General features: G+C 55.6%; 24 protein-coding genes. 11 read left to right on the top strand and 13 right to left on the bottom strand.

Annotation, left to right across the window (positions count from 1 at the left end; all coding sequences use genetic code 11):
* Positions 1-311: 311 nt before the first annotated feature.
* The 5 genes from CFT68_RS18225 to panC all read right to left on the bottom strand — a co-directional run bounded on the left by CFT68_RS18225 (position 312) and on the right by panC (position 3853).
* Positions 312-1007: a zinc metallopeptidase gene (locus CFT68_RS18225; protein WP_394340115.1), complete on the bottom strand. Its 696-nt coding sequence runs from the start codon at positions 1005-1007 to the stop codon at positions 312-314.
* A gap of 12 nt (positions 1008-1019) precedes the next feature.
* Positions 1020-1505 (bottom strand): D-glycero-beta-D-manno-heptose 1-phosphate adenylyltransferase, encoded by a 486-nt coding sequence (rfaE2, locus tag CFT68_RS18220; protein WP_088845029.1) that lies wholly within the window; start codon positions 1503-1505, stop codon positions 1020-1022.
* Positions 1495-2547, bottom strand: coding sequence for a lysylphosphatidylglycerol synthase transmembrane domain-containing protein (locus tag CFT68_RS18215; RefSeq protein ID WP_088845028.1), 1053 nt, complete (start codon positions 2545-2547; stop codon positions 1495-1497). The genes rfaE2 and CFT68_RS18215 overlap by 11 nt, the downstream gene beginning before the upstream one ends.
* A 31-nt stretch (positions 2548-2578) precedes the next feature.
* Positions 2579-2926, bottom strand: coding sequence for an aspartate 1-decarboxylase (gene panD, locus CFT68_RS18210; RefSeq protein WP_088845026.1), 348 nt, complete (start codon positions 2924-2926; stop codon positions 2579-2581).
* A 72-nt stretch (positions 2927-2998) separates the two neighbouring features.
* Complete coding sequence (gene panC, locus CFT68_RS18205; protein ID WP_088845024.1) at positions 2999-3853, bottom strand: pantoate--beta-alanine ligase; 855 nt, start codon at positions 3851-3853, stop codon at positions 2999-3001.
* 120 nt (positions 3854-3973) lie between these two features.
* Here panC and CFT68_RS18200 point away from each other — a divergent pair, with 120 nt between their 5' ends.
* The 3 genes from CFT68_RS18200 to glmS all read left to right on the top strand — a co-directional run bounded on the left by CFT68_RS18200 (position 3974) and on the right by glmS (position 8204).
* Entirely contained in the window at positions 3974-4786 is an 813-nt protein-coding gene (locus tag CFT68_RS18200; RefSeq protein ID WP_088845022.1) for a glycogen/starch synthase, read from the top strand.
* On the top strand, positions 4770-6260 hold the full coding sequence (locus CFT68_RS18195; RefSeq protein WP_170934852.1) for a DUF4270 family protein: 1491 nt from the start codon (positions 4770-4772) through the stop codon (positions 6258-6260). The genes CFT68_RS18200 and CFT68_RS18195 overlap by 17 nt, the downstream gene beginning before the upstream one ends.
* A 108-nt stretch (positions 6261-6368) precedes the next feature.
* Positions 6369-8204 (top strand): glutamine--fructose-6-phosphate transaminase (isomerizing), encoded by a 1836-nt coding sequence (glmS, locus tag CFT68_RS18190; protein WP_088845018.1) that lies wholly within the window; start codon positions 6369-6371, stop codon positions 8202-8204.
* A 74-nt stretch (positions 8205-8278) separates the two neighbouring features.
* Here glmS and CFT68_RS18185 read toward each other — a convergent pair whose 3' ends face one another.
* On the bottom strand, positions 8279-8944 hold the full coding sequence (locus CFT68_RS18185; RefSeq protein WP_088845016.1) for a 3-hydroxyacyl-CoA dehydrogenase family protein: 666 nt from the start codon (positions 8942-8944) through the stop codon (positions 8279-8281).
* A gap of 59 nt (positions 8945-9003) precedes the next feature.
* Between CFT68_RS18185 and CFT68_RS18180 the strand changes: the two genes are divergently transcribed.
* From CFT68_RS18180 to CFT68_RS18155, 6 genes are all read left to right on the top strand, one after another.
* Positions 9004-9393 carry a RidA family protein gene (locus CFT68_RS18180; RefSeq protein ID WP_088845014.1) on the top strand — a complete coding sequence of 130 codons (390 nt, stop codon included), beginning with the start codon at positions 9004-9006 and terminating at the stop codon, positions 9391-9393.
* 79 nt (positions 9394-9472) lie between these two features.
* A complete protein-coding gene (locus CFT68_RS18175) occupies positions 9473-9673 on the top strand; it encodes a hypothetical protein (protein ID WP_088845012.1) in 201 nt (66 codons plus the stop codon).
* 73 nt (positions 9674-9746) lie between these two features.
* A complete protein-coding gene (locus tag CFT68_RS18170; protein WP_141106616.1) occupies positions 9747-10274 on the top strand; it encodes a pentapeptide repeat-containing protein in 528 nt (175 codons plus the stop codon).
* Positions 10275-10425: 151 nt separating this feature from the next.
* Entirely contained in the window at positions 10426-11976 is a 1551-nt protein-coding gene (gene gltX / locus CFT68_RS18165; RefSeq protein ID WP_088845010.1) for a glutamate--tRNA ligase, read from the top strand.
* Positions 11977-12189: 213 nt separating this feature from the next.
* The gene (locus tag CFT68_RS18160) at positions 12190-12561 is read left to right on the top strand and encodes a hypothetical protein (protein WP_212590433.1); all 372 of its coding nucleotides are present in this window, start codon (positions 12190-12192) and stop codon (positions 12559-12561) included.
* Between the two features lie 179 nt (positions 12562-12740).
* On the top strand, positions 12741-13523 hold the full coding sequence (locus CFT68_RS18155; RefSeq protein ID WP_088845008.1) for a TIGR00266 family protein: 783 nt from the start codon (positions 12741-12743) through the stop codon (positions 13521-13523).
* A 94-nt stretch (positions 13524-13617) separates the two neighbouring features.
* Here CFT68_RS18155 and CFT68_RS21860 read toward each other — a convergent pair whose 3' ends face one another.
* The 5 genes from CFT68_RS21860 to CFT68_RS18135 form a co-directional block, all read right to left on the bottom strand.
* Entirely contained in the window at positions 13618-13788 is a 171-nt protein-coding gene (locus CFT68_RS21860) for a hypothetical protein (protein WP_170934851.1), read from the bottom strand.
* Between the two features lie 114 nt (positions 13789-13902).
* On the bottom strand, positions 13903-14328 hold the full coding sequence (locus tag CFT68_RS18150) for a toxin-antitoxin system YwqK family antitoxin (RefSeq protein WP_088845006.1): 426 nt from the start codon (positions 14326-14328) through the stop codon (positions 13903-13905).
* A gap of 98 nt (positions 14329-14426) precedes the next feature.
* On the bottom strand, positions 14427-15953 hold the full coding sequence (locus CFT68_RS18145; RefSeq protein ID WP_088845004.1) for a GH3 auxin-responsive promoter family protein: 1527 nt from the start codon (positions 15951-15953) through the stop codon (positions 14427-14429).
* A 135-nt stretch (positions 15954-16088) separates the two neighbouring features.
* On the bottom strand, positions 16089-16820 hold the full coding sequence (gene lptB / locus CFT68_RS18140) for an LPS export ABC transporter ATP-binding protein (protein ID WP_088845002.1): 732 nt from the start codon (positions 16818-16820) through the stop codon (positions 16089-16091).
* A 169-nt stretch (positions 16821-16989) separates the two neighbouring features.
* Complete coding sequence (locus CFT68_RS18135; protein ID WP_088845000.1) at positions 16990-18831, bottom strand: M61 family metallopeptidase; 1842 nt, start codon at positions 18829-18831, stop codon at positions 16990-16992.
* A 193-nt stretch (positions 18832-19024) separates the two neighbouring features.
* Here CFT68_RS18135 and CFT68_RS18130 point away from each other — a divergent pair, with 193 nt between their 5' ends.
* A complete protein-coding gene (locus tag CFT68_RS18130; RefSeq protein WP_088844998.1) occupies positions 19025-19402 on the top strand; it encodes a DoxX family protein in 378 nt (125 codons plus the stop codon).
* A gap of 49 nt (positions 19403-19451) precedes the next feature.
* A complete protein-coding gene (locus CFT68_RS18125) occupies positions 19452-19973 on the top strand; it encodes a hypothetical protein (protein ID WP_088844997.1) in 522 nt (173 codons plus the stop codon).
* 34 nt (positions 19974-20007) lie between these two features.
* Here the strand turns inward: CFT68_RS18125 and recJ are convergent, their stop codons facing one another.
* Positions 20008-21729: a single-stranded-DNA-specific exonuclease RecJ gene (gene recJ, locus CFT68_RS18120; protein ID WP_170934850.1), complete on the bottom strand. Its 1722-nt coding sequence runs from the start codon at positions 21727-21729 to the stop codon at positions 20008-20010.
* 345 nt (positions 21730-22074) lie between these two features.
* A complete protein-coding gene (locus tag CFT68_RS18115; RefSeq protein ID WP_088844995.1) occupies positions 22075-23898 on the bottom strand; it encodes a tetratricopeptide repeat protein in 1824 nt (607 codons plus the stop codon).
* Between the last annotated feature and the right edge of the window lie 135 nt (positions 23899-24033).

Genomic DNA, 24033 nt, shown 5'->3' with positions numbered 1-24033 from the left:
GGGGAAGCGTAGCGTAAATTCGCTTGCAACCCTCAAAATTAAACCACAGACCTTGCAGATTGCGCAGAAGCCGTAGTTTTTTTGTGCTAATGTGCTTTGATAAGGTTATGCACAGGTTTTTTGTTTCCGACTGTGGCGTTTTCGCGCTTAGGTGCATGGCTATTTGTCTTTTTTCTCTGCCAAGCCACCCCAACTTCTGACCTAGGATTGCAGAGTTCCACCCAAGTGGCCTAGCCTAATCATAGATAAAAACAACGCCGCCCCAGGGTTCTGGAGCGGCGAGAAAGTATAAGCAGTAGGCCAGGTTGGGATTAGTCGCGACGACGGCCCATCAGGAAAGACGCATAATACAGCAGCGTCGCTAGGGAGCCAATAGCCGCAATTACGTAGGTCATGGCAGCCCATTTTAGCGCATCCTTGGCCATAGCATGCTCCTGGGGAGTCACGATACCGCGCCGGTCAATCCAGGCCAGCGCCCGCTTGGAAGCGTCAAACTCTACGGGCAGGGTTATAAAGCTAAAGAGCGTAGTGAGAGCAAACAGCGCCACACCGGCGGCCAGGGGAAGCGGCGTATTGTTGAGCATAATCACGCCCAGAAACAACAGAATGGGCATGAACTTCGACACAGCGCTTAGCGCCGGAACCAAGGCCGAGCGAAACTGCAGCGCCGCGTAGGCCGTGGCATGCTGTACTGCATGGCCGCACTCGTGGGCTGCTACGGCCGCCGCCGCAGCAGAGCGGTCTGCATACACCGCTTCGCTTAGGTTCACGGTTTTGTCGGCCGGGTTGTAGTGGTCGGTGAGGCGGCCTTCGGTAGAAATAACGCGCACATCGGTAATGCCGTGGTCGGCCAGCATCAGCTCGGCAATCTGCTTACCGGAGAGGTTTGACTGTAGGCCTACCTGCGAGTATTGCTCGAACTTGCTTTGCAAGCGGCGCTGAATGAGCCAGCTAGCCAGCATCGTCAGTAGAACGATGATGTAGGCCGGGTTCATTGAAGTGTACATGATGGAAAGGGCTTAGGAAGTGAGAAGTGCCTGGATACGCTCGACGATGCGCGTCGTGCTGTAGCCGGCTACGAGTGGTACGGTCAGGACCTGCCCGCCGTTTTGTAACACCACTTCGTGTCCCACAATTCCACTGATTGCATAGTCGTCGCCTTTCACCAGGATATCGGGCAATACGGCTTCAATCAGGGCCAACGGCGTTTGCTCATCGAAGAGTACTACCGCATCCACAAACAAAAGGGAGGCCAATACTCTGGCCCGTGACACTTCGTCCTGCAAAGGTCGGCCTGGCTTCAGACAGCTTACCGAAGCATCTGTATTGAGGCCTACCACCAGCCGGTCGCCGAGGTGGCGGGCCTTCTCTAGGTAATCAACGTGGCCTAGGTGCAACAGGTCGAAGCAGCCATTGGTGAAAACCACCCGCTGGCCCTGGCTTTTCCAGTCGGCTACAAGAGCCAGCAATGGTTCCAGCGGCATTATTTTGTCTTTACTCCACATCGGCAGGCAAGGCTACGGCCAGATCTGCGGCAGCTTTGCTACGCGCTACTTGGCCTGATTTTACCATGCTGGCTACGAAGCTGATGCCGCCCATCAGCACCACCAACAGCGTCTGGGAACCATGCACCACCAGTGCATACGCAATGCCGGCTTCTTTGCTGATGCCGTAGGCCAGTAAAATGCTCTGCACCATCACGTGGAACGGCCCGATACCACCCGCTACCGGTGCCGCCATGCCAAAGGCCCCAAACGTGAGCACGGCCAAACCAGCACGCATATCCAGGTTATAGGTAGCAGGAAAGCAGAAGAAAGCCAGGTAATCCATCAGGTAATATACCCCCCAGGTGAAGAAGGTATGCAGCAGAAACAGGCTTTTGTTTTTCAGCTTCAGCACACTGAATACGCCAGCCAGCAGTCCTTTCACGAACGACACTGCTTTATTAAACAAGGCATTCTGGCGCAGCCTTTCCAGATTACGGAACAGGGCGTAGGCAACTCCCACCAACAGCACCAGCCCAATCAGGCCCGCTACAAGCAGAGGTGTACGATTACGGGCCAGGGAATCATAGCGGCCGCCCAGAATCTTATCGGTTACGAAAGTCCAGAAGGTATTGAAATCCAGCAATAGGGTTGCTCCTAACAGGCCTAGCAGCATGAGCACATCAATTACCCGCTCCGTCACGACGGTACCCAACGCCACCTGTACCGGCACTCCGCTCGTACGGCGCAGCACCGAACACCGGATGACCTCCCCCATGCGTGGCAGCACTAGGTTGGCCAGATAGCCCACCATCATGGCGTGGTAGACATCCCAATAGGTTGCTTTAGAGCCCGTAGGATCAAGCTGCATTTTCCAGCGGAAAGCCCGGCTGAAGTACCCTAGCGCCGAAAGTACCATGGTTATGGCCAGCCAGGAATAGTTGGCTTCCCGCACATGTTGCCCAATCCGACTCAGGTCCTGCCCCTGTATGGCATACCACATCAACAGACCGGAAACTGACAGCAGCAGCCCGTACTTAAGAACGTTTAGAAGTTGCTTCACGGGGTAGCAGTTCAGTAGGCCAGCTAATCGGTTATCCTAATCGGTTATGTTGATCGGGGAAGATAATGGTGGGCTTATGGGCACGGGCTTCGGCGAAATCAACCAGCCCGTAGGAGATAATGATGATGATATCCCCCACGGCTACGCGGCGGGCAGCGGGCCCATTCAGGCAAATCATGCCCGTGCCCCGCTCTCCCCGAATGGTGTAGGTTTCGAAACGCTCCCCATTGTTGATATTGACAATAGTTACCTTTTCGTTTTCTACCATGTTCGCGGCATCCAGCAGGTCCTCATCAATTGTGATGCTACCAACGTAGTGCAGCTCTGCCTGCGTAACTTTTACGCGGTGGATCTTGGACTTGAGAACCTCTATATGCATGGGGTGGAAAGCGGGTGGAAAACAAAGCTGTAAAGATAGGAAACCCAGCCGAAGCCGAAGCTTCACACTGGCCTAGGAGCTTTTCACCACGATGTTATCAATCAGACGTACCCCTGCCAGATGCGCTGCTAGGCACAAGGCCACGTCTCGGCCAGGCTGCCATTGGGTCAGGGGCTGTAGAGTTTCCGCATCGGCCAGCTCCAGATACTCTAATGCAATGGCCGGCTCCTGGCCTAGCACAGCCACAGTAGCCGCTTGGACTTCCTGCGGCGAATGTCTCCCTTGCCGAATCAGTTGCTCGCCATACTGCAGCGCCTGATGAAGCACGGGCGCCACGGCACGGGCCTCGGGCGTGAGGCGGCGGTTGCGTGACGACATGGCCAGCCCATCCGCCTCCCGAATAGTTGGAAAAGCCACCAGCTCTAGGTCAAAGGACAAATCATGAATGAGCTGACGCACAATAGTTACCTGCTGCAAGTCCTTTTGCCCGAAATAGGCACGATGTGGGCGGCTCAGGTGAAATAGCTTGCTTACCACCGTGGCTACCCCATTGAAGTGGCCCGGCCGATGAGCTCCCTCCATTACGCGCTCCAGGCTACCGAAGTCGAACTGTAGCACGGTAGGCCTAGGATACATTTCCTCCACCGAGGGCAGAAACAAAGCCGTGCAGCCGGCGGGGACCAAAAGCTCCGCATCAACCTCCGGAAGGCGAGGGTACAACCGAAAGTCATCGGCGTTATTGAACTGCGTAGGGTTCACGAAAATACTGACTACCACTACGTCACACTCCTGAGCAGCAGCGCGTACCAGTTGCAGGTGGCCCTCATGCAGAGCACCCATTGTAGGTACCAGTCCGATACGATATCCTTCTCGACGCCAAGTTTCAGTTTGAGCATGCAACGCGGCAGCCGTTTGCAGTATCTGCATAAGTAGGAAGAGGCCTACCGACAGGCCGGCAGACGGATTTAGTTGAAAATTCCCTCAAAAATGTTTAATTTTGTGCATCCCAAAGTGTTGCCCTTTCCCATTCACACCAACTGACCTAGTATGTCCAAGTTGAGAATACTCTATGCTGCCACGGAAATCAACCCGTTTTTGCAGACCACCAAGGTAGCAGAGTTTTTGCGGCGCCTGCCGCAGGGAATGCAGGAAATGGGGATGGAAATCCGCATTTTCGTACCTCGTTTCGGCATTATCAATGAACGCAAGAATCGCCTTCATGAGGTAGTGCGGCTGTCCGGCATCAACATTGCCGTCGGCGAGGATGAGAAACCACTCATCATTAAGGTGGCATCTATCCCGAATGCTAAGCTACAGGTATACTTCATTGACAACGAAGATTATTTTCACCGCAAATCGGTACTGGTAGACAAGAACGACAAGTTCCACTCTGATAACGATGAGCGCGCTATCTTCTTCTGCAAAGGTGTACTTGAAACAGTAAAGAAGCTAGGCTGGGCCCCGGATATTGTGCATTGCAATGACTGGATGACTGGTTTGATTCCGATGTACCTGAAAACGACCTACAAAAAGGATCCGATTTTCAAGGACGCCAAGTCGGTATTCACCATCTATAACAATGAGTTCGACCACAAATTTGAGGGCGACATCATTGAGAAAGCGAAGATGCTGGATATTGATGATGACATGCTGAAGGCGCTGAAGTCTGCGGATTTCGGTGGCTTTATCAAAGTCGGCATGGAGTATGCCGATTCCGTTGTAAAATCCGATGAGGACTTCAGCGAGAACCTCAATACGCTATTCTCTGAGTATTCAGAGAAGAAACAACTTGGGCAGGTAGGTGCCGATGAAAACCTACTTACTTCTTACTACGCGCTTTATAATGAATTGGCCAACTAGCGCCATCCGACTAGCGTCGGTTACTCTCTTTTCCGGAGCACTCCTAGGCCTCTCTAGCTGCGAAGATGCTACTGACCTAGGCCTAGAGCTACCGGGTACTTCGCCGGTTAGCTCTGCCTTCCGCGACTTTTCGGTTTCGGCTTACACAGTCCGTCAACAGCCCGTTGAAACAATCAACGCCAGTCATTTTTTGGTTGGCCGTGTGCGCGACAGCAAAGTGGGTGTTACCACGGCTAAGTCGTTTCTGAATATGCAGATCGGGACGTCCACCGACTCCTTACCGTCTAAATACACAGAAACCAAGCTGGATTCTGTGGTCCTTAGCTTAGGGTATGATCAGGTGTATGGGACGGCTGCAAAGCCGTTGCGCTTTGATCTGTTGCAACTGCAGCAGCCCTTGGATGAGCGGACAGTGTACAACTCGCAGTCACAGGTAGCTACCAGTAGCCCACTGATTTCTGACATTGCCGGTTTTCTGAATAGGGATAAAGTTGTGCGTCAGCGTATATCGCCAAGCACGAGTGACACGTCCACGATTAAGGTTACAGTACCTGACCGCGTAGTTCGAGTCCGGTTCTTGAAATACTCGCAAACTGCGGCTTTGGCTAATAGCCTCTATGCAGCACTCGGTGATGCTAGTTTCAATCAGGCACGGCTCGATGCTATTATTCGAGGCTTGGCACTAGTGCCAACGGCTAATGCGCAGTCGGAGGATAACCTCGTGGCGTTTAACCGTAATATCGACACCCGGTTAACTTTCTATTTCCAAGGTAAAGCCACCGGGAAAACGGTAAGGCCGCACGCGTATTCGGTGTTCTTTGGTAATAACCCAACGCGTTTAGCCGCCGATGCCAAGTTCTTTACGAACATCTCTACGGAGCTGGCATCACCCTTGGCTAGCCTGAGCACTCCACTTCAGCAGGTATCTTCCAGCACGACTAACGGGGAAACGTATGTACAGGAGGGAACAGGCCTAGGCACCCGCATTGACTTTCAAGGCCTTGATGACCTGACGAAGAATGGTAACGAGCTGAACATTAACCGGGCTGAGTTGATCATTCCGATTAAGCAGTTTACCAATGGCCTCTTTCCATACGCCAGCAGCGTGTATCTACAAGAGGTGAACTCAGCTAACCAGGTACTACTACGGACCGTAGGTGCAACCGACTATGAGCGCGTAGTGCAGCTGGAAGTAGCAAAGGATGCCAACGGCAATTCTGTGTTGGTGACACCGATTGACTACCGTTATCCGGCAGCGGCTTCGCTTTATCCAAGTTACGCGGAGCCATCGGAGTATCGAGTAAGCATGACGGCGTACCTGCAGGCATACTTGCTTGACCGTTTGAATGGCGAGAAACCCTCGGGCTTGATTCTCTCGCCTACCCTGCGCAGTAGCACCGCATTATCGTTAAATCGGACCGTTCTGGATGCTAACGGCATCAAACTCCGCATTTACTTCTCTACTCTCAAGTAATATAATGCTGGCCTACAAAGGTCAGCAGCAATAGGGCGGCACGGCTTTTGCCGTTGCCGCCCGATTTTGTTTCTCATCAGATTTTTGCTCTGACACAACCAACCTGCTATGTGCGGAATTGTCGCTTACATTGGGCACCGTGAGGCTTGCCCCATTATTATCAAAGGCCTGCGCCGCCTAGAATACCGTGGCTACGACTCCGCTGGAGTAGCCCTTCTCAACGGACAGCTTAGCGTATATAAGAAGAAAGGGAAAGTAGCCGAACTGGAAGCATTCATTTCTGACAAAAACACCCACGCCAACATTGGTATGGGGCATACGCGCTGGGCTACCCACGGAGAGCCGAACGATGTAAACGCTCACCCGCACTACTCTACTTCCGAGCGGATTGCTATTATTCACAATGGCATTATTGAGAACTACGCTGCTCTGAAGACGCACTTGCAGCAGCAAGGCCACATCTTTCATTCAGATACAGACACGGAGGTATTCGTGAACCTGATTGAAGAAATTCAGAAGCAAAACAGCTGCACACTGGAAGAAGCAGTGCGCTTGGCTCTCCACGAAGTGGTGGGTGCCTACGCAATTGTGGTTTTGAGCAAAGATGAGCCTGGCCAACTGATTGCCGCCCGTAAAGGCTCGCCGTTGGTTATTGGCGTTGGCAAGGATGAGTTCTTCCTGGCTTCTGATGCTACCCCTATCATTGAGTACACCAATGAAGTAGTCTATGTAAATGACTATGAAATTGTGGTTATCAAGAACGGACAGCTGGATATCCGCACGAAAGAAGATGTGCAGCAGACGCCTTATATTCAGAAGCTGGAGCTAGAGCTCGACAGCATTGAGAAAGGTGGCTACGAGCACTTCATGCTGAAGGAGATTTTCGAGCAGCCTCGCTCAATTCTCGACTCGATGCGTGGCCGTCTGGAGCTGGAAGCTGGGCACCTGAACATGGGCGGTGTGCGTGCTTATGAGCGCAAGTTCATGAACGCCGACCGTATCATCATTGTGGCGTGTGGTACCTCTTGGCACGCTGGCCTAGTGGCTGAGTACCTGCTGGAGGATCTGGCGCGCATTCCTGTAGAAGTAGAATATGCTTCAGAATTCCGCTACCGCAACCCTATTATCACGGAGCGCGACATCGTAATTGCTATTTCGCAATCGGGTGAGACGGCTGACACGCTGGCAGCTATTGAACTGGCGAAGAGCAAAGGAGCTACCATTTTCGGTATCTGTAACGTGGTAGGCAGCAGCATTGCCCGCGCTACCGATGCGGGTGCTTATACCCACGCCGGCCCTGAGATTGGGGTAGCTTCTACCAAGGCCTTCACGGCTCAGGTAACGGTGCTTACTATCCTGGCTATGATTGTAGGCCACAAGCGCGGTGCGCTGTCTGACACTCGCCTGCGTGAGCTGATGATGGAACTCAGCAATATCCCAGCGAAAGTGGAGAAGGCGCTGTTGCTGAACACGGAGATTGAGCAAATGGCTGAGATCTTCAAGGATGTGCCTAACTTCCTATACCTAGGCCGCGGCTACAACTTCCCGGTAGCCCTAGAAGGAGCCCTGAAGCTTAAGGAAATCAGCTATATCCACGCCGAAGGTTATCCAGCGGCCGAGATGAAGCACGGTCCGATTGCCCTAATCGATGAGAACATGCCGGTGGTAGTTATTGCTACCAAAGACAGCTCATATGAGAAGGTCGTAAGCAACATCCAGGAGGTGAAAGCCCGCAAAGGCCGCATCATTGCCATCGTAACAGAAGGTGATGATGTGATTCCGCAGATGGCCGAGTTTGTGATTGAGGTGCCTGCTACGAGCGATGCCCTGATGCCATTGGTATCGGTAGTGCCGCTGCAGTTGCTCTCGTATCACATTGCGGTACTACGCGGCTGCAACGTCGATCAGCCCCGCAACCTAGCAAAGTCCGTAACAGTAGAATAATCTACTGTTCTGTATGCATAGCAAAGCCGCTTCAGGAAACTGGAGCGGCTTTTTGCATTTCCTTGCGGTGGCTTCTATAGCGTAAAGGGTTGGCCGCGCAGGTAGTAATGCTTCAGTAGCATGCATGGTTTGTAGCGGTCTTCGTGCGTTTCCTGGTATAAGGCTTCCAAGAGCAGATACACCTGGCCTAGGCCTATGGTATTGGCCCAGGCAAAAGGACCCATAGGAAGCTGCAACCACAGTTGCATAGTCTGCTCGATAGCAAGCAAAGTAGCTACACCCCCCTGAAGCAGATAGCAGGCTTCGTTGATGAAGGTACAAACCAACCGGGGCGAGAGCAGGCCTACACGGTCAGGGATAGTCAGGAATTTGGTGCCGAGAGCAGCGCAGGTTTCCGCCAGCTTATTGGTATCCTCAATCTGATATAAGCTGACCTCCAGATACTCCCGATGCAGCAGCGTTGGCAAAGCGCACAGCCCAAATACGGGCCCAAACGGAGGCGCTTCTTTATGGAACAGGTGGGCCAGACTACGGGCACCAATGGCATAAAACAAGGGCTGCCGGGGCTGCTCATAGTGTAGCTCCGGCCATTCGCGCAGATCAAACCCTACATCAGCGGCGCCAAGGCGCGTCAGCAAATCAGGTGCATCGGGTGGGCAAAAGTCGTAGGAGTGGCCTACGCCGAACTTGGCGCGCAGCTCCGCTTCCATCACTTCGCCGCCCACAATAAACAGGTGCATAGATTTTCCACTTACTTTGGCCTGAAGATAGACTTTCTGCTTTCGCAACCCACTCTCCTATGGCGCACTCCATTGTTTACTCCGATCAGGCCCCTGCTCCCATCGGCCCCTATAGCCAGGCTATTCAAGCCGGCAACACCGTGTACGTTTCCGGCCAGATTGCCCTCGACCCCAATACGGGCCAGCTCGTGGGGGATGGCGACGTAGCCCAGGAAACTCACCAGGTAATGCGTAACCTGCAGGCGGTGCTGCAAGCGGCCGGCCTGACGCTGCGCGACGTGGTGAAGTGCAGCATTTTTGTGAAGGACCTCGGCAACTTTGGCCTTATCAACGAAATCTACGGCAACTACTTTGAAGCCGACTATGCCCCGGCACGCGAAACGGTGGAAGTAAGCCGCCTGCCGAAAGATGTGCAGGTAGAAATATCCTGTATTGCAGTACAGCAGTGAACTAGTGAAATGATGCTCAGATAGGCCTACTGGCGCTAAAACGACCACTCACAACTGCAAAATTTCACCACATTAGTATATGAGGGAGATAGGCATATTCTTGTTTCTGGCCGGTTCGGTGGCCATCGTGATGCCGTTTGTGGCACCCACTAACTTTCGGTTTCCGCTGCTGGACTGGATGAACAACTGGGGCACCACAGCAGGCTGGGCTATTCGGGGTGGCATTACCCTGTTGGGACTGGTACTCTGGCTTTCTTTCAAGAACCGCGACCGTGCGTAGGCCTGCCAAGAAAGCTCTTAAGCCACTGCAGAAACCCAGCTACTTTCCGGCAGACCAGGTTCTTACGCGCACTATGCCGCCGGAGCTGGTAGGCCAGCTGGAGTTTGAGCATTATCATTTCATCGGTTTCGATCTGACGCAGGCCATTCTTTCTGGCCGCAACTTCAGCGACTGCCTGTTTGAGAACTGCAACTTGGCCGGTGCCAGCATCGGAAATACTTCTTTTCAGAATGTTGCTTTTGAGGGCTGCAAGCTGATAGGCCTACAGTTCCATGCCTGCCGCGACTTTCTCTTCGGAGTACATTTTGATAAGTGCCAGCTGGATTATGCTTCTTTTCTGGGTAAAGCCATGCCGAACACGCGCTTTGTAGGCTGCTCGCTGAAAGAAGTTGATTTCACCCAGACGGATCTTAGCCGCGCCGTATTTGCTGACTGCCAGCTGCAAGGCGCTATTTTCGAGCAAACCCGCTTGGCTGGCGCCGACTTCACTACGGCCCGCCAGGTATTGCTTGACCCGGGACAGAACGACTTGCAACAGGCACGCTTTGCGCTGAGTGGCTTACCGGGTTTGCTCACTAAGTATGAGTTGATTATCGAATAGACCTAGGCCACTTACGCGGCTGGTCTTTCCGTAAGCACAGCCCACTGTCGCAAACCTGCCGGCCCGTTTTATATCCTTTCTCCCTCCCCTCCTAATTACCTACCTTTGCGGCGCGTTTCGGACCTGAACCGGACGCGAATTTGCTGTTTGTATGGAAAGAGAAGTACGGGTACGTTTTGCACCCAGCCCTACCGGTCCGCTGCACATTGGCGGCGTGCGCACTGCGCTTTATAACTATCTGCTGGCCCGCAAGCTAGGCGGCAAAATGCTGCTACGCATTGAGGACACCGACCAGAACCGCTTCGTGCCGGGCGCCGAGGACTACATCCGTCAGAGCCTGGAATGGTGTGGCATTGTGCTCGATGAGAGCCCTTGGTCGGCTACGCCCGGCCCCCACGCGCCCTACCGCCAGAGCGAGCGGAAGCCCATGTATATGCAGTATGCGCAGCAGCTGATTGATAGCGGCCACGCGTACTACGCCTTCGATACTCCCGAGGACCTGGATGCCATGCGCGCCCGCCTGACGGCCGCCAAGGTGCCCAACCCGCAGTACAACAGTATCACGCGTGCCCAGATGCGCAACTCCCTCACGCTGCCCGCCGAGGAAGTAAAGCAGCTGCTGGAAAGCGGCGCGCCCTACGTGATTCGTCTGAAAGTGCCGCGCAAGGAGGAAATCCGCTTCAACGACCTCATCCGGGGTTGGGTAGTGGTGCACTCTTCTTCCGTGGATGACAAGGTGCTGATGAAGTCGGATGGTATGCCGACCTACCACTTGGCCAACATCGTGGATGACCACCTGATGGAAATCACCCACGTGATTCGGGGCGAAGAGTGGCTGCCCTCGGCGCCGCTGCACGTGTTGCTGTACCGCTATTTCGGCTGGGAAGACACCATGCCACAATTCGCCCACTTGCCTCTGCTGCTGAAGCCTGATGGCACTGGCAAGCTCAGCAAGCGCGACGGCGACCGACTCGGCTTCCCGGTATTTCCGCTGGAGTGGCATGGCAAAGACGCCGAAACCGGCGAGCCGACCGTGAGTAGCGGCTACCGCGAAAGTGGTTACCTGCCCGAGGCGTTCATCAACTTCCTGGCCTTTCTGGGCTGGAACCCCGGCAGCCAGCAGGAGCTCTTCACCATGGATGAGCTGATTGAGGCCTTCACCATTGAGCGCGTCAGCAAGTCGCCGGCTCGCTTCGACCAGAACAAAGTACGCTGGTACAATGAGCAGTATCTGCGCGCCAAGCCCGACCAGGAGCTAGGCCAGTACCTGCGCGATGCCCTGCAGGCGCAAGGCCTGGAAGTGCCCGCCGACAAAGCCGAGCAGATAGCTGCCCTAGTAAAAGAACGCGCTACGTTCCCCGCCGACTTAGCCAAGGAAGCCCAGCTGTTCTTTACTCGCCCCACGAGCTATGATGAGCAGGTGATCAGCAAAAAGTGGAATGCCCAGGTAGCCGGTGCTCTTGCCGAGTTTGCCAAGGAGCTTTCCACTGCCGCCGATACTACGCCCGACGCCATTAAGGCCTTGCTCACGCAGGTGCTGGAGCGCCAGGGTATCAAGATTGGGCAGGTGCTGCAAGCGTTGCGCGTAGCCGTTACGGGCGCCGCCGCTGGCCCCGATCTGATGCACATCATGAGCATTTTGGGTGCACAGGAAACAGCCGAGCGCATTGAGGCGGCTGTGAATACACTGCAAACTGCCTAAGCTGCTCAAGTGGCCTAGAAGACTTTTTTGCTCACCAAAAACGCCGGTTCAGCTCTTAGGAGTTGGGCCGGCGTTTTTGTGTTGGTGCGGAGTGGCCTACAGGCTTCTAGGCCACTATATCAACCGCTATCGGGCTAGCTTCGTACTACTGGGTTCAAGGCGACTTACCCGCGTAGGCCGCTTGCTGTTGAATCGACTTTAGCGACCTGCATCATGGCCAAGAAACCCGTTAGCCCGAAAAAGAAGAAGAACGACCCCGAGAAAAAAGCGCGCGTCCACAAGGAGCTGGAAGGCTTTGAAATCAAGGTAAACCCACTGGGCGAAATCACGTCCAACTACTCCATCGAGGACATCAACCAATTCCTGAACCGCCACGTGCGCGACAAAAAGCTCGTGAACCGCGACGGGCAGTTTGGCGAGAAAGATGAGGAGGAAGAAGACTTCCCGCTGGAGGAAGGCGCCCAGGAGCCCGAAGAGTCGGATGAGGATTTTATGCGCCGCACCAGTACCGAGGCAAAGAAGAAAGGCCCGAAAGCGGAAGCAGAACCTGAAGAGGACTTGGGGAAAGATTCGGACGACGAATAGAATTCGCGCTGGCTATTCTGATGCAGCAAGGAGCTGCTCACACAGGAAACAGCCTTTTTTAGGCCAGTAGTTCTTGTGTGAGCGGCTCCTTGCTACGTTTTAGAAGGCTTCCTCTGCTTATCAATTCATGTTTCGCTATACTTGAGGCAGCATTCCACACATCTTTCGCTTCCCTCGTTATGCAGTCACACGACGTTGATTACAAGATCCTCGGCAATGATATTCAGGTGCTCGAAGTAGAGCTGGATCCTAATGAAACCGTGATTGCGGAAGCCGGCGCCATGGTCTATATGGAAGAGGCCATTACCTTCGAAACCAAAATGGGCGACGGCTCCGAGCCAGACCAGGGCTTCATGGGCAAGCTGTTTTCGGCGGGCACGCGCCTGCTCACGGGCGAGTCGTTGTTCATGACGCATTTCACCCACCGCGGCGGCTATGGCAAAAGCAAAGTGGCTTTTTCGGCGCCTTATCCCGGCACTATTATTCCTATTGATCTGGGCACGATGCCCCAGGGCCTGATTGTGCAGAAAGATGGCTTTCTGGCGGCGGCCCGCGGTACCAAAATGGCCATTCACTTCAACCAGCGGCTGGGCACAGGCCTGTTTGCGGGCGAAGGTTTTATTCTGCAGAAGCTGACCGGCGACGGCAAAGCCTTCATTCATGCCGGCGGCACCATTATCGAGAAGCGCCTCAACAACGAGCTGCTGCGTGTAGATACCGGCTGCGTAGTAGCGTTCGAGCCCAGCATCGACTTCAGTGTGGCCCGGGCTGGCGGCCTGAAATCCATGATATTTGGGGGTGAAGGCCTGTTGCTGGCCACGTTGCGCGGTACCGGCCGCGTGTGGCTCCAGTCGATGCCCGTGAAGAAGCTGATTCAGGCTTTGGCTCCTTCTGGCGGCAATGCCCGCAAAGAAAGCGGCGGTGTATTGGGCAACCTAGTGGGCGGCATTCTCGACGAGTAGCTATATCCGCCCACAAGCAAGAGCCCCGTTCCAGCTACCACCTAAGAAGGATGTAGCTGGAACGGGGCTCTTGCATTGAAAATGAAGTAGGCCACTAACTAACCAGATTTACGGCTATGATGCCTAAACTGACTAGCAGCGTCAGGCCTAGCAGGCCTAATACGGCCATCATGACGCGGGTAGTTAAGATGGTGGGAGTTTCGGAAGATGCGCGGCGTTTACGCCGAGCCGTTGAGGGGCGGGAAGAAGCGGTTGCAGTAGACACAAGTGGGAATTGTAAAGAGAACCATCCACCAATATATGACTTTGCAAATACGTTCTATAACGTTCTGAAAAAATGTTTATATGATTTTTATCAGCTACTGTTCAGCTTCTAGTATTACCTCGCAGGGCTCTGCAGCAAGCCGTTGATATAATATTCGGAGAGCAGTGGTTTGCCAGCGTCGGTGTACTGCTTCCACTCCCCAAACCAGTAGAAACGGCCACCATCAGCGCGCAATATATAGCGGGCCTGTCCGCTTTTGGCAAGCCGGCCATTTGGGTGGTAGTAGGTAAGCTGAAGTTGATGAGCCGGGCTGCGGAGGTACCGCTCCTTGTGCTCGAGCATCCGGCCAGGAGCATAGTATCGCCACTGGCCTACGGGCTGCCCGTGCCGGTACCGGCCTTGATTGGCTACCTGGGTTTCGGCTGCATCAAAGTATTCCCGCCAGCGGCCGTGCCGCTTGCTCTCAGCATCCAGGTGGTTGCGGGGGTGGCCTAGCGGCAGCGTAGCACAGGAAGCAAGGCAGACAATCAGCCCCAACAAGTGGCATAGCCGCCAACTCCTCCTTTGTGTAGCCGGGTATATTCTTCCGTAGTTCATCAGGCAAACGCTTGATAGCTTGATACCAACGGAAGTTATAACTAATTATTTAGTTGATCTAGGATTTCCTCTAAAAACTCACGGGAATTACTGAGGCGTGGCACTTTGTGCTGGCCGCCTAATTTTCCTTTACCGGCCAGCCACCGCTCGAAAGTGCCCGCCGGAGCCACTACTAAGTGCGGCGGAGCCAAGGCAATATCGCGGTGTCGTTTAGCGTCATAGTCGGAGTTAAGCTGGCGGAGGGTCTGGTCTAATACTTCTCCGAAACGGCTGGTATCCGGCGGGGCCTGCACAAACTCCAGCACCCACTGGTGCCCACCGCGGGAAGCGCCATCCTGCGTATCGAAGTAAACAGGCGCGGCGGTAAAATCGCGGATGGTGGCGCCGGTAGCCTGACAGGCGGCGGAAATGGCGGCGTCGGCATTTTCCACTACTACTTCCTCGCCAAAAGCGTTCAGGAAGTGCTTGGTGCGCCCCGATATCCGGATGCGATACGGAGCCAAGCTCGTGAACCGCACCGTATCGCCGATTTTGTAGCGCCAGAGGCCGGCATTGGTGCTGATGATAAGCGCGTAGCTCTGGCCTAGCTGCACCTCATCCAAGCCTATGGCTTTCGGCTCCGGAGCCTCCCACTGGTCGGCGGGCAGGAACTCGTAGTACACCCCATGGTTGAGCAGTAGGAGCAAGTCCTCTGAGTTGGGCTCATCCTGGAAAGCGAAGTAGCCTTCGGAGGCGTTGTAGATTTCGAGGTAGCGCATCTGCTCCATCGGAATAAGCTGCCGGAACAGCTCCCGGTATGGCCCGAACGCCACCGCGCCGTGCAGGAACAGGCCTAGGTTGGGCCATACCTGCCCAATATGTTCGGCGCCGGCCAGCTCCACCACGTGGCGGATCAGTACAATCATCCAGGTAGGCACGCCCGCTAGCGCCCGGACATCTACCTGCAGTACGTGCTGGGCAATGCGCTCAATCTTCTCCTCCCACTCATCCAGCAAGGCCAGCTCTAGCGGCGGCGTACGGATAAACTCGGCCCAGGCCGGGAGGTTCTGCATGATGACGGCCGAGACGTCGCCCACGCGGGAAGCAGTGCTCTCAGCCCGGAACGGGTTGGCCTGGTGGGTGCCGCCCAGGGAGAGCGTTTTGCCCGCAAACACATCAATTTCCGGGTACAGATACGTGGCCACGGCCGACATATCGCGGCCGGCGCGGTAGTGGCCATCGTGCAACGATTCGCGCGTGACCGGGATAAACTTGCTGCGGGCGTTGGTAGTGCCGCTGCTTTTGGCAAACCACTGGTTGGGGCCGGGCCACAACACGTTGTTCTCGCCGCGCAGCACTCGTTCTAGGTCAGGGTACAGGTCTTCGTAGCTGCTGATGGGTACACGTTGGGCAAACTCCTGAGCCGATGGGGCATCAGCGAAGCCGTAGCGCTGCCCCCATTCCGTACCGCGAGCTGTGCGCAACAGGCCTTGCAACAGGCTCTGTTGCACATCGTGAGGGTGCTGCCGAAAGTGCTCGATGTCATCTAGTCGGCGCTGCACGGCCCACGTTAGAACGGTACTGATCACAAGGGTGGGAATAGATGGGGCTTGAGAATGGGCTTCTGTACCGTAAGCGGCGGCAGAAAGTTACCATAATTGCAACTGGCCTAGAACTGTCATTCCGCCCTGCGGTCGGAATGACAGTTCTAGGCCACCTCCTCGCTACACTTTCCGCTTCAGCTCGAAGTGCTTGCCCAGGTACACGCGGCGCACCATCTCATCTTCAGCCAGTTCTTCGGCGGTGCCGGCTTTCAGTAGCTTGCCTTCGAAGAGCAGGTAGGCCCTGTCCACGATGCTGAGCGTTTCGTTCACGTTGTGGTCGGTGATGAGGATGCCGATGTTCTTGTGCTTGAGCTTGGCCACGATGCCCTGTATTTCTTCCACGGCAATCGGGTCAACACCCGCAAACGGCTCATCCAGCAGCACAAATTTGGGGTCTACGGCCAAAGCCCGCGCAATTTCGGTGCGCCGCCGCTCGCCGCCGCTCAGCACGCGGCCCAGGTTTTTGCGCACGTGGGTCAGGCTGAATTCATTGAGCAGCTCTTCGGTTTTATCGCGCTGGGCGGTTTTCGAGAGGTTGGTCATTTCCAGCACCGACAGGATATTCTCCTCCACCGTCAGGTCCCGGAACACGCTGGCTTCCTGGGCCAGGTAGCCGATGCCTAAGCGGGCGCGCTTGTAGATAGGCAGGTGGGTAATTTCCTGATCATCCAGGAAAATGCGGCCCTCGTTAGGCTTCACCATGCCCACCGTCATATAGAACGAGGTGGTTTTGCCGGCCCCGTTCGGCCCCAACAGGCCTACGATTTCGCCCTGCTCTACTTGCAGGGACATATCGTTCACCACCGTGCGCGACTTGTACTTTTTAACCAGGTGTTCGGCTCGTAAAATCATCGTGCGGCAAAGGTAAGGGAGGAATGAGGGTATGAAGGTGATAAGGTAACTAGAACGTCATGTCGAGCTTGTCGAGACATCTCGCTCGAATCGTTGGATTACCACCACAACGTCAGCACGCGAGATGTCTCGACAAGCTCGACATGACGTTCTGGTATCGGTGTACCTTCTACCCTTTAAACAGCCCGTCCTGCAGGGCCTGCTGGGTGGGGGTGGGCGTAGGAACGGCTTCTACGAGGTTCTTCACTTCTACATCGAACTCCCGCGGTGTGGCCTGGCGCTCCTGCTCTGGCCCATTGGCACCAGTGCGGAATTTCACCCGGACCGGATCGGCCGTTTTGGGCTCTACCAACGGGCGCAGTAGCTTTTCAGCCGACTGCATATTCACGGCTTGCCCATTGATGGCCAGAATTACGTCGCCTTCGTTTAGGCCGAAGGCATTTTCCTCAGCTTTGGTTTTCATGGCCCGGAACTGGTCTTTACCCTGGTCGTAGCCGAAGCCAATATTGCCGAAGGCTTTCACCTTGGCCTGGCCTACAGGTGCATACGTCCAGCCAATTTTGCCGAAGTACTCCTGCAGCGGCAGGGGCTCCGCTCCTATCACATAGCGGTCGAAGAACTGCTGCAGCTGCGGATTCGTGAGGGCCACTACTTCCGGAATCAGCTGGCTGTCCTCGAAGGAGCGGTTAGGGCCGTATTTCTCGCGCAGGGCTAGCAGCACGTCGCGCAGAGTCTGGCGGCCCTGGCTTAGCTCCCGGATGCGGATATCCAGCAACAGGCCTAGCAGCGCGCCTTTCTCATACACGTTGTTGTACATGTCTTTGTAGGGCGCTTCCAGAATCTTGCGGCTCATTTCCGTGAACGACACATCCTTGAACTCCTGCGACTTATCGATTTTGCCCTTCATCCGCTCCCGAAACTCGTCGGGCGTAATCAGGCCGCCGCGCACCTGCACCAGCTGCGACACGTACTCCGTCACGCCCTCATACAGCCACAAGTGCTGCGACATTTTCGGGTTCTGGAAGTCGAACTCCCCTATTTCCTTGCTATGAATGTTAAGCGGGGCCAACATGTGCAGAAACTCATGCGAGGCCACTTCCAGCACCATGCTCCGCATACGGTCCTGGTCCGGAATTTCGGGCAGGAAATAGAGGGAGGAGTAGCTGTGCTCCATGGCCCCGTAGCCGCCGTTTTTGCTATTCAGCGGCGAGGTGAGGCTGGGGAAGTACATCAGAAACTGATACTTCGGCACCGGCATCTTCCCAAAAAACTTGGTCAGCGCCTCCGACATCGGCCGCAGCATTTCGCTCACCTGGGCTGCTTTTACTACGCCGCCCTCCGATAATACGGCCACCGAAATACGGGCGCCACCGGTGCTGAAGCTGGCTGTATCGGGCTTGTTGTAGAGCACCGGACCATCGGCCAGGGTTACGTAGTCGTTGGCCGAAAACACGTCTTTGGTCGGCGACTCATGGCGCACATCCAGCGCCGAGGCGCCATAGAAGTCGGCGGGTTTCTGCACGCTTACCTGGTAGGGCAGCATCTTGTAGCCTTCCAAGTAGCCATAGAAACCGTAGTGGTTCAGTGTGACGTTGCGGCCGGCTTCAATGTTGGTGCCGCCAGGCTGGAAAATGAACGAGTCGTCCTGCTTGGCGTCCCAGGTATCATCCACGAGGTACTCTAGGCGGGCCAGGTTCTTGGCGTTGTCGATAACGAACAGATTGGGGCCGTTGTTCTTTACTTTCAGCGGTTTGTCCTTCGAGTCAAATGCCTTGAAGCTGGTCACGAACCGTCCGTAGTCTTTTTTGGAGTACGAGCCCGGCACCACGGAGGGCATTACATAGGTAACCTGCGCCTCCTTTATGGGGGGCGTTTGCACCACCACTTTCACCCGGTCGTTTTGAATATTTTGCAGGTCGAGGGCAATCTGATAACCGGCTGCCGATTGCTGGGCCTGCGCCGTAGCGGCCACGGCCAGCCCCAGCCCAAGGGCCAGATAGAACGTTTTCATCAAGTGAGGTAGATAGTGAATGGAGGGCTATAACGCCCATGCCAAGGTACGCATTGTGGCGCGCCTACTGGCCTAAGGGCGCTTTCGGGCTGCGCTGCTGGTGGGCTTGTTCAACTACTCTTGCCACAGCCAGGCTCGCGCCTGAAAAGCCGTAGGGCAAACCAAACAGTGGCCTAGCTCGTCAGGTAGCTATATGACCTTATTCTGGAAGTTGAGCCGCTATCCGCTGGCTCTGTTATTTATCGGCGCCGGCATCACCCATTTCACATCCCCCGAAAAGTTCGTGCGCATCGTGCCGCCGTATTTACCGGCTCCCCTCCTGCTGGTCTATATCAGTGGGGTAGCGGAAATAGCGGGTGGCCTAGGCTTGTTGCTGCCCGCCACGCGCCGCCTGGCCGGCTGGGGCCTTATTGCGCTGCTGGTGGCCGTGTTTCCGGCAAACGTTTATATGCTGCAGGCACATGGCGCAGGCCTACCGGTGCCTCTGTGGGCGCTGTGGCTGCGGTTGCCGCTGCAACTGGTCCTGATTGCATGGGTTTGGCGGATTTCGAAGCCAACAGTGAACGGTTGAGGTAGGCTAGTATATTTGCCGCAGGTATTTATCCAACTTTCTTTATCTGATGCAAAAACAGGCTGTACTACTCTCCGTTACCTTATCCGCCCTTTTCTCGCCTTTTATTACTCAGGCGCAAATAATTACCGACGTTACGAAGGCTACTGCCGCCCGCGATTCTCTCCTGCAGTTAGCCGCCAGCACCCGGCTAGAGTTGAGTGAGAAAACCCGATTCGAGATTACCGCGCGCCGTATGGGAGCGCGCCGGCATGTGGTGCAAGGCTTCAACCCCGCCGCAAACCCCAACAAGTTGCCCCAGGACCGCGTGCAACGCATGAATATCTGGAAGCAGAAGACCGTGTACCTGCGTAATGGGCAGGTAAAAGAGACGTTCGTAGCCAAGATAAATGGCCAGAAAATCTTGCGGGAACGTCGGCTGAACGGGACTACTACCTGGCTGAGCATAGGTCGCACACAAGACCTGTACAGCCCTACCGCAGCAGGTAGCCGGAACTTCTACGGCACCTATACCCGCGACGGCTATTTCACCTGGAATGGCACGCAGTATGCGCTGCCCAAACCTCTCTAGGCCATCTGTAAGCGCGTGGAAGAGCCGCTGAGGCTTACTCCCAACGAATATCTTTCACGCGCAGCTGCAGCGTTTTCACACCCCGGTACTCGTTCATTTCCACGGTATAGCACACGTGGAATGGCTGGCCGCGCTGAATTTCCTCTAGGTACTCACCCAGCCCGAAGCCAATGGCATCCACGGTGTGGCGGCCATCTTGGGTAAGCGTGAGCTTAAGGTGAGAGTTGCCCACAATGCGTGCTGAATCGGGCGTTACGTACACCTTCTCCGACTCAAACACCGGGTTGGAGTTGCCCGGGCCGAAGGGCTCCATCTGCCGAAGCAGGTTGAAAAAGCCAAGTGTAATGTCGCTGAGCTGCAGCTTCTGATCTATTTCCACCGGCGGAATCATCTGCTCCGGTAAAATGCGGCCGGCTACAATACGCTCGAACTTCTCGCGGAAAGCGGGCACGTTCTCTACGGGCAACGTCAGGCCGGCGGCGTACATGTGCCCCCCAAATTGATCCAGCAGCTCCGAGCATTCCTCAATGGCCTGGTGTACATCGAACCCGATTACGGAGCGGGCTGAGCCAGTGGCTTTGCCGTTGCTTTCCGTGAGAATGATGGTAGGCCGGTAATACTTATCGAGGCAGCGCGAGGCCACAATGCCCACCACGCCCTTGTGCCAGTCCTGCTTAAAGAGCACGGTGGAGCTGGCCGTGCGGTGCATGTCGTCCTGCTCAATCATTTCCAACGCCTCTTTCGTGATGCTGGTATCGAAGCCACGGCGCTCCTGGTTGGTTTTATCTACTACCCCGGCCTTTTCCTTAGCTTCCTCGGTGCTTTCGGCCAACAGCATGGCTACCGAGCGCTTCGCGTCGCCCATGCGGCCGGCGGCATTAATACGCGGCGAAAACCCGAATACTAGGCTGCTGATGTTGAGCTCGGCATTCTGAATGCCGGCCAGCTCACGCAACGCATCTAGGCCAGCTCGCTGAGGGCGCATCCGGTCGTTGAGCAGGCGCAGGCCGTGGTAGGCCAGGGTGCGGTTCTCCCCCGTGATGGGTACAATATCCGCCGCAATACTCACGGCCACAAAGTCCAGCAGATCGTGCAGAGGCTCTTCCGGCAAGCCCTGATTCTGGGAGAAGGCCTGCATCAGCTTAAAGCCCACGCCACAACCCGAGAGTTCCTTAAAAGGGTATTTGCAGTCGACGCGCTTAGGGTCGAGCACGGCCACGGCGGCCGGTAACTCCGCGCCGGGTAAGTGGTGGTCGCAGATAATGAAATCGACGCTTCGCGCATTGGCGTAGGCCACTTTCTCCACGGCTTTCACACCGCAGTCGAGCGCGATGATGAGGGCATAGCCGTTTTCGGCAGCGAAATCAATACCAGCTTCCGAGATGCCGTAGCCCTCTTTATAGCGGTCCGGAATGTAGTAGTCGATGCGCTCAGGGCCGAAGAACGTGCGCAGGTAGCTATACACCAAGGCCACGGAGGTGGTACCGTCCACATCATAGTCGCCGAACACGAGCACTTTCTCGCCCATATGCAGGGCCTCCACGAGGCGGTCTACGGCGCGGTCCATGTCGCGCATCAGCAGCGGGTCGGGCAGCGTATCCAGCGCGGGGCGGAAGAAGGAACGGGCCTCCTCAAAGGTGCTCACCCGCCGCTGGCAGAGCAGGGAAATGATAGCCTCGTTGACGCGAAGAGCGTCGGCCAGGTGCCGGACTTTTTCGGCGTCGGGCGCCGGCTTGCGAATCCATCGTTTTTCCATAATTCTGCCAGAAGCCGCTAGGGGCGGTATCTTCAAAAGTACAAAGAAAAACGGCGCAGGCCGCGTTTCCTTCCGTCTTCTGGAGTCAGATTCCGTAATTTCGCTGCAGCTATTTCTCCCCTATTGTATCATGAAGAAACTCCGCGAATTCTATCAGGAATACCGCCAATACATCCTCACCGACGGCCTGATGTATCTGGCGTTTTTCGTGATTCTGGGTCTCATGTTTTTGTTCTTCGCCTGAGCGTTTTTGTGTCATTCCGAGCGCGGCGAGGAATCTGAGTTATTAACCTGGAGACTTACCTAGATTCCTCGCTACACTCGGGATGACAGTTCGGGAGTGGCCTAGAGCGCCGCGTCGCCGCGCAGCTTGCGGAAGCGCTTGCGGGCTTCGGCTACATAGATGCTACCGGGGTATTTCACCAGCACGTCGTTGTAGAGTTGCTGGGCTTTCTGCTTATCCTGTAGGTTTTCTTCCTGAATACTGGCGGCCAGAAATAGCGCATCATCGTTGAGCACATCGTATTTGGGGTTAGCCGTAATTTTATCCAGTGTGGCCAGCGCGGCGGCATAGTCACCGGTGCGGCGTTGGAGCTGAGCTTTCAGAAACCACGACTCATCTTGCAGGGCATGGCCGGGGTACTTCTGCAGCAAAGCATCTAGGCCACGTAAGGCATCCGGAATTTTATTCTGGAACACGAGCTGCTCTACGGCGGCGTAGTCGCGCAGGGCCACGCCGGCGGTGTCCATAGCGGTATTGTCGGTGATGAGCAGGCTGAGCTGCATGGCATCATTGGCAATTTCGCGGCTGGTGGCTTGCTTGAGGATGTCCAGATGGCTTTGGGCCAGCTTGAAGTCGCCGGCAAAGTAGCTTAGGCGGGCATTGCGCAGCTTGGCATCATAGCCCAGCGGCGTATCCTTATGGGTCTTTTCGACCTGCGAGTACAGCAGCGTAGCTTCCCAGGGCTCACCGCGCAACAGGAAGATATCGGCCAAGTCAATCTTGGCCTGGTCTACCACATCCAGGCTGGCGCGCGGCATATTGATGACTTCATTCAGCAGGGCAATGGCCTTGTCTTTCTGGTCGAGCTGAAAGGCCAGCAATGCCGCCATACTGCGCAGCACCGGTGCCGTTTCGGGCGTACGGCCCAGGTCGGTGAGCACCTGTTGGTACTCCTGCAACAGACCTTGCAGCTGCGCCGGATTGATGGGGTACGTATTGCGAACCTGCTCCTCACGGGTCTGCACCAGGCGCTGCCTAGCAATGGCATACCACGGTGGCGCCTTGTACTCGCGCACCACGTAGTCGTAGCCTTGGATGGCGCTTTCGTAGTCTTTGTTGCGGCGGGCTATTTCTGCCACATCCAATACGCGCTGCCCCTCGGTGTGGCCCCTACGGTCGAGGGCTTTGGCCTGCACCAGCGCCCCCGTGAAGTCGCGGCGCTGTACTTGCAGCCACAGCAGCAACTCGCTGTACACGGTACGCTCCGGGTTCTTCTGGACCTGGCCTAGCAGCTCCTTTTCCAGCGTCTCGAAGTCCTTGTCGTCCTGCAAGCTGTTCTGGAGCATATTGCGCACGAAGGGCAGCTGCCGCTCGTCATCCTGCACCAGCCGCAACGTTTCCATCACCACCTTGCTCTGTTGGCCGGCCTGGGTGTAGAGCTGGATAAGTTGCGGGGCAAACTCGGTATCGTTTTTTGAAAGCTCCCGTCCGCGCAGATAGGTTTTGGCGGCCCACTCCGGCTGGCTGGCTTTCTGAAACTCGGCTGCCACCGGTAGCACTTGCTCGGTGGTCAATTGGCCTAGCACCTTCTCAAACTGCTTTTGCGCGGCTGCATTGTCGCCGGCTTTCTGGTAGACTAGGCCTAATGTAACGCTCAAGGTCACATCAGTGGGGCGCTGGCGCAGGGCCTTTTTTACCAGTTTCTCAGCCTCCTTATGCGCGCTGGTAGCCTGTAGGGCAGCCAGATAATCGGGCAGCACATTGGGCGCTGTTTGTTGCTCGGCGCGGAGCCGGCCAAACAGGTACACGGCCTTGTCGTTTTCGCCCTTGCGCACATATTCACGGGCTAGGCTGGCGGAGCCATCGTCTGTCTCTTGCTGGGCGTGCAAGGGAGCGGAGGCAGTTAGAAGCACAAAGGAAATCAGCAGAGGACGAAGGCGGCGCATACAACAGGGAGTTTCAGCAGCAACGGGCCGGCGCCCGGATTCATTTCAAGATAAGCAGGAAATCTGTGGGAGTGGCCTACGGATACGCCCCACCTCCTCCCTATCAGTTAACAAAAAAGGACCGCACCTTGCGGC

The organism is Hymenobacter gelipurpurascens, assembly GCF_900187375.1.
GTDB lineage: Bacteria > Bacteroidota > Bacteroidia > Cytophagales > Hymenobacteraceae > Hymenobacter > Hymenobacter gelipurpurascens.
Note: the sequence above shows the minus strand (reverse complement) of the source record. Positions and strands in the feature narration are given on the sequence as shown.

Coding starts and splice junctions, on each gene's coding strand:
- CFT68_RS18130 (WP_088844998.1), top strand. CDS start 19,025: ATGACCTTATTCTGGAAGTTGAGCCGCTATCCGCTGGCTCTGTTATTT.
- CFT68_RS18185 (WP_088845016.1), bottom strand. CDS start 8,944: ATGCACCTGTTTATTGTGGGCGGCGAAGTGATGGAAGCGGAGCTGCGC.
- panC (WP_088845024.1), bottom strand. CDS start 3,853: ATGCAGATACTGCAAACGGCTGCCGCGTTGCATGCTCAAACTGAAACT.
- CFT68_RS18160 (WP_212590433.1), top strand. CDS start 12,190: ATGGCCAAGAAACCCGTTAGCCCGAAAAAGAAGAAGAACGACCCCGAG.
- CFT68_RS18195 (WP_170934852.1), top strand. CDS start 4,770: ATGAATTGGCCAACTAGCGCCATCCGACTAGCGTCGGTTACTCTCTTT.
- CFT68_RS18180 (WP_088845014.1), top strand. CDS start 9,004: ATGGCGCACTCCATTGTTTACTCCGATCAGGCCCCTGCTCCCATCGGC.
- rfaE2 (WP_088845029.1), bottom strand. CDS start 1,505: ATGTGGAGTAAAGACAAAATAATGCCGCTGGAACCATTGCTGGCTCTT.
- recJ (WP_170934850.1), bottom strand. CDS start 21,729: ATGGAAAAACGATGGATTCGCAAGCCGGCGCCCGACGCCGAAAAAGTC.
- CFT68_RS18115 (WP_088844995.1), bottom strand. CDS start 23,898: ATGCGCCGCCTTCGTCCTCTGCTGATTTCCTTTGTGCTTCTAACTGCC.
- CFT68_RS18225 (WP_394340115.1), bottom strand. CDS start 1,007: ATGTACACTTCAATGAACCCGGCCTACATCATCGTTCTACTGACGATG.
- CFT68_RS18135 (WP_088845000.1), bottom strand. CDS start 18,831: ATGAAAACGTTCTATCTGGCCCTTGGGCTGGGGCTGGCCGTGGCCGCT.
- CFT68_RS18170 (WP_141106616.1), top strand. CDS start 9,747: ATGCCGCCGGAGCTGGTAGGCCAGCTGGAGTTTGAGCATTATCATTTC.
- CFT68_RS18200 (WP_088845022.1), top strand. CDS start 3,974: ATGTCCAAGTTGAGAATACTCTATGCTGCCACGGAAATCAACCCGTTT.
- panD (WP_088845026.1), bottom strand. CDS start 2,926: ATGCATATAGAGGTTCTCAAGTCCAAGATCCACCGCGTAAAAGTTACG.
- CFT68_RS18125 (WP_088844997.1), top strand. CDS start 19,452: ATGCAAAAACAGGCTGTACTACTCTCCGTTACCTTATCCGCCCTTTTC.
- gltX (WP_088845010.1), top strand. CDS start 10,426: ATGGAAAGAGAAGTACGGGTACGTTTTGCACCCAGCCCTACCGGTCCG.
- CFT68_RS18155 (WP_088845008.1), top strand. CDS start 12,741: ATGCAGTCACACGACGTTGATTACAAGATCCTCGGCAATGATATTCAG.
- glmS (WP_088845018.1), top strand. CDS start 6,369: ATGTGCGGAATTGTCGCTTACATTGGGCACCGTGAGGCTTGCCCCATT.
- lptB (WP_088845002.1), bottom strand. CDS start 16,820: ATGATTTTACGAGCCGAACACCTGGTTAAAAAGTACAAGTCGCGCACG.
- CFT68_RS18175 (WP_088845012.1), top strand. CDS start 9,473: ATGAGGGAGATAGGCATATTCTTGTTTCTGGCCGGTTCGGTGGCCATC.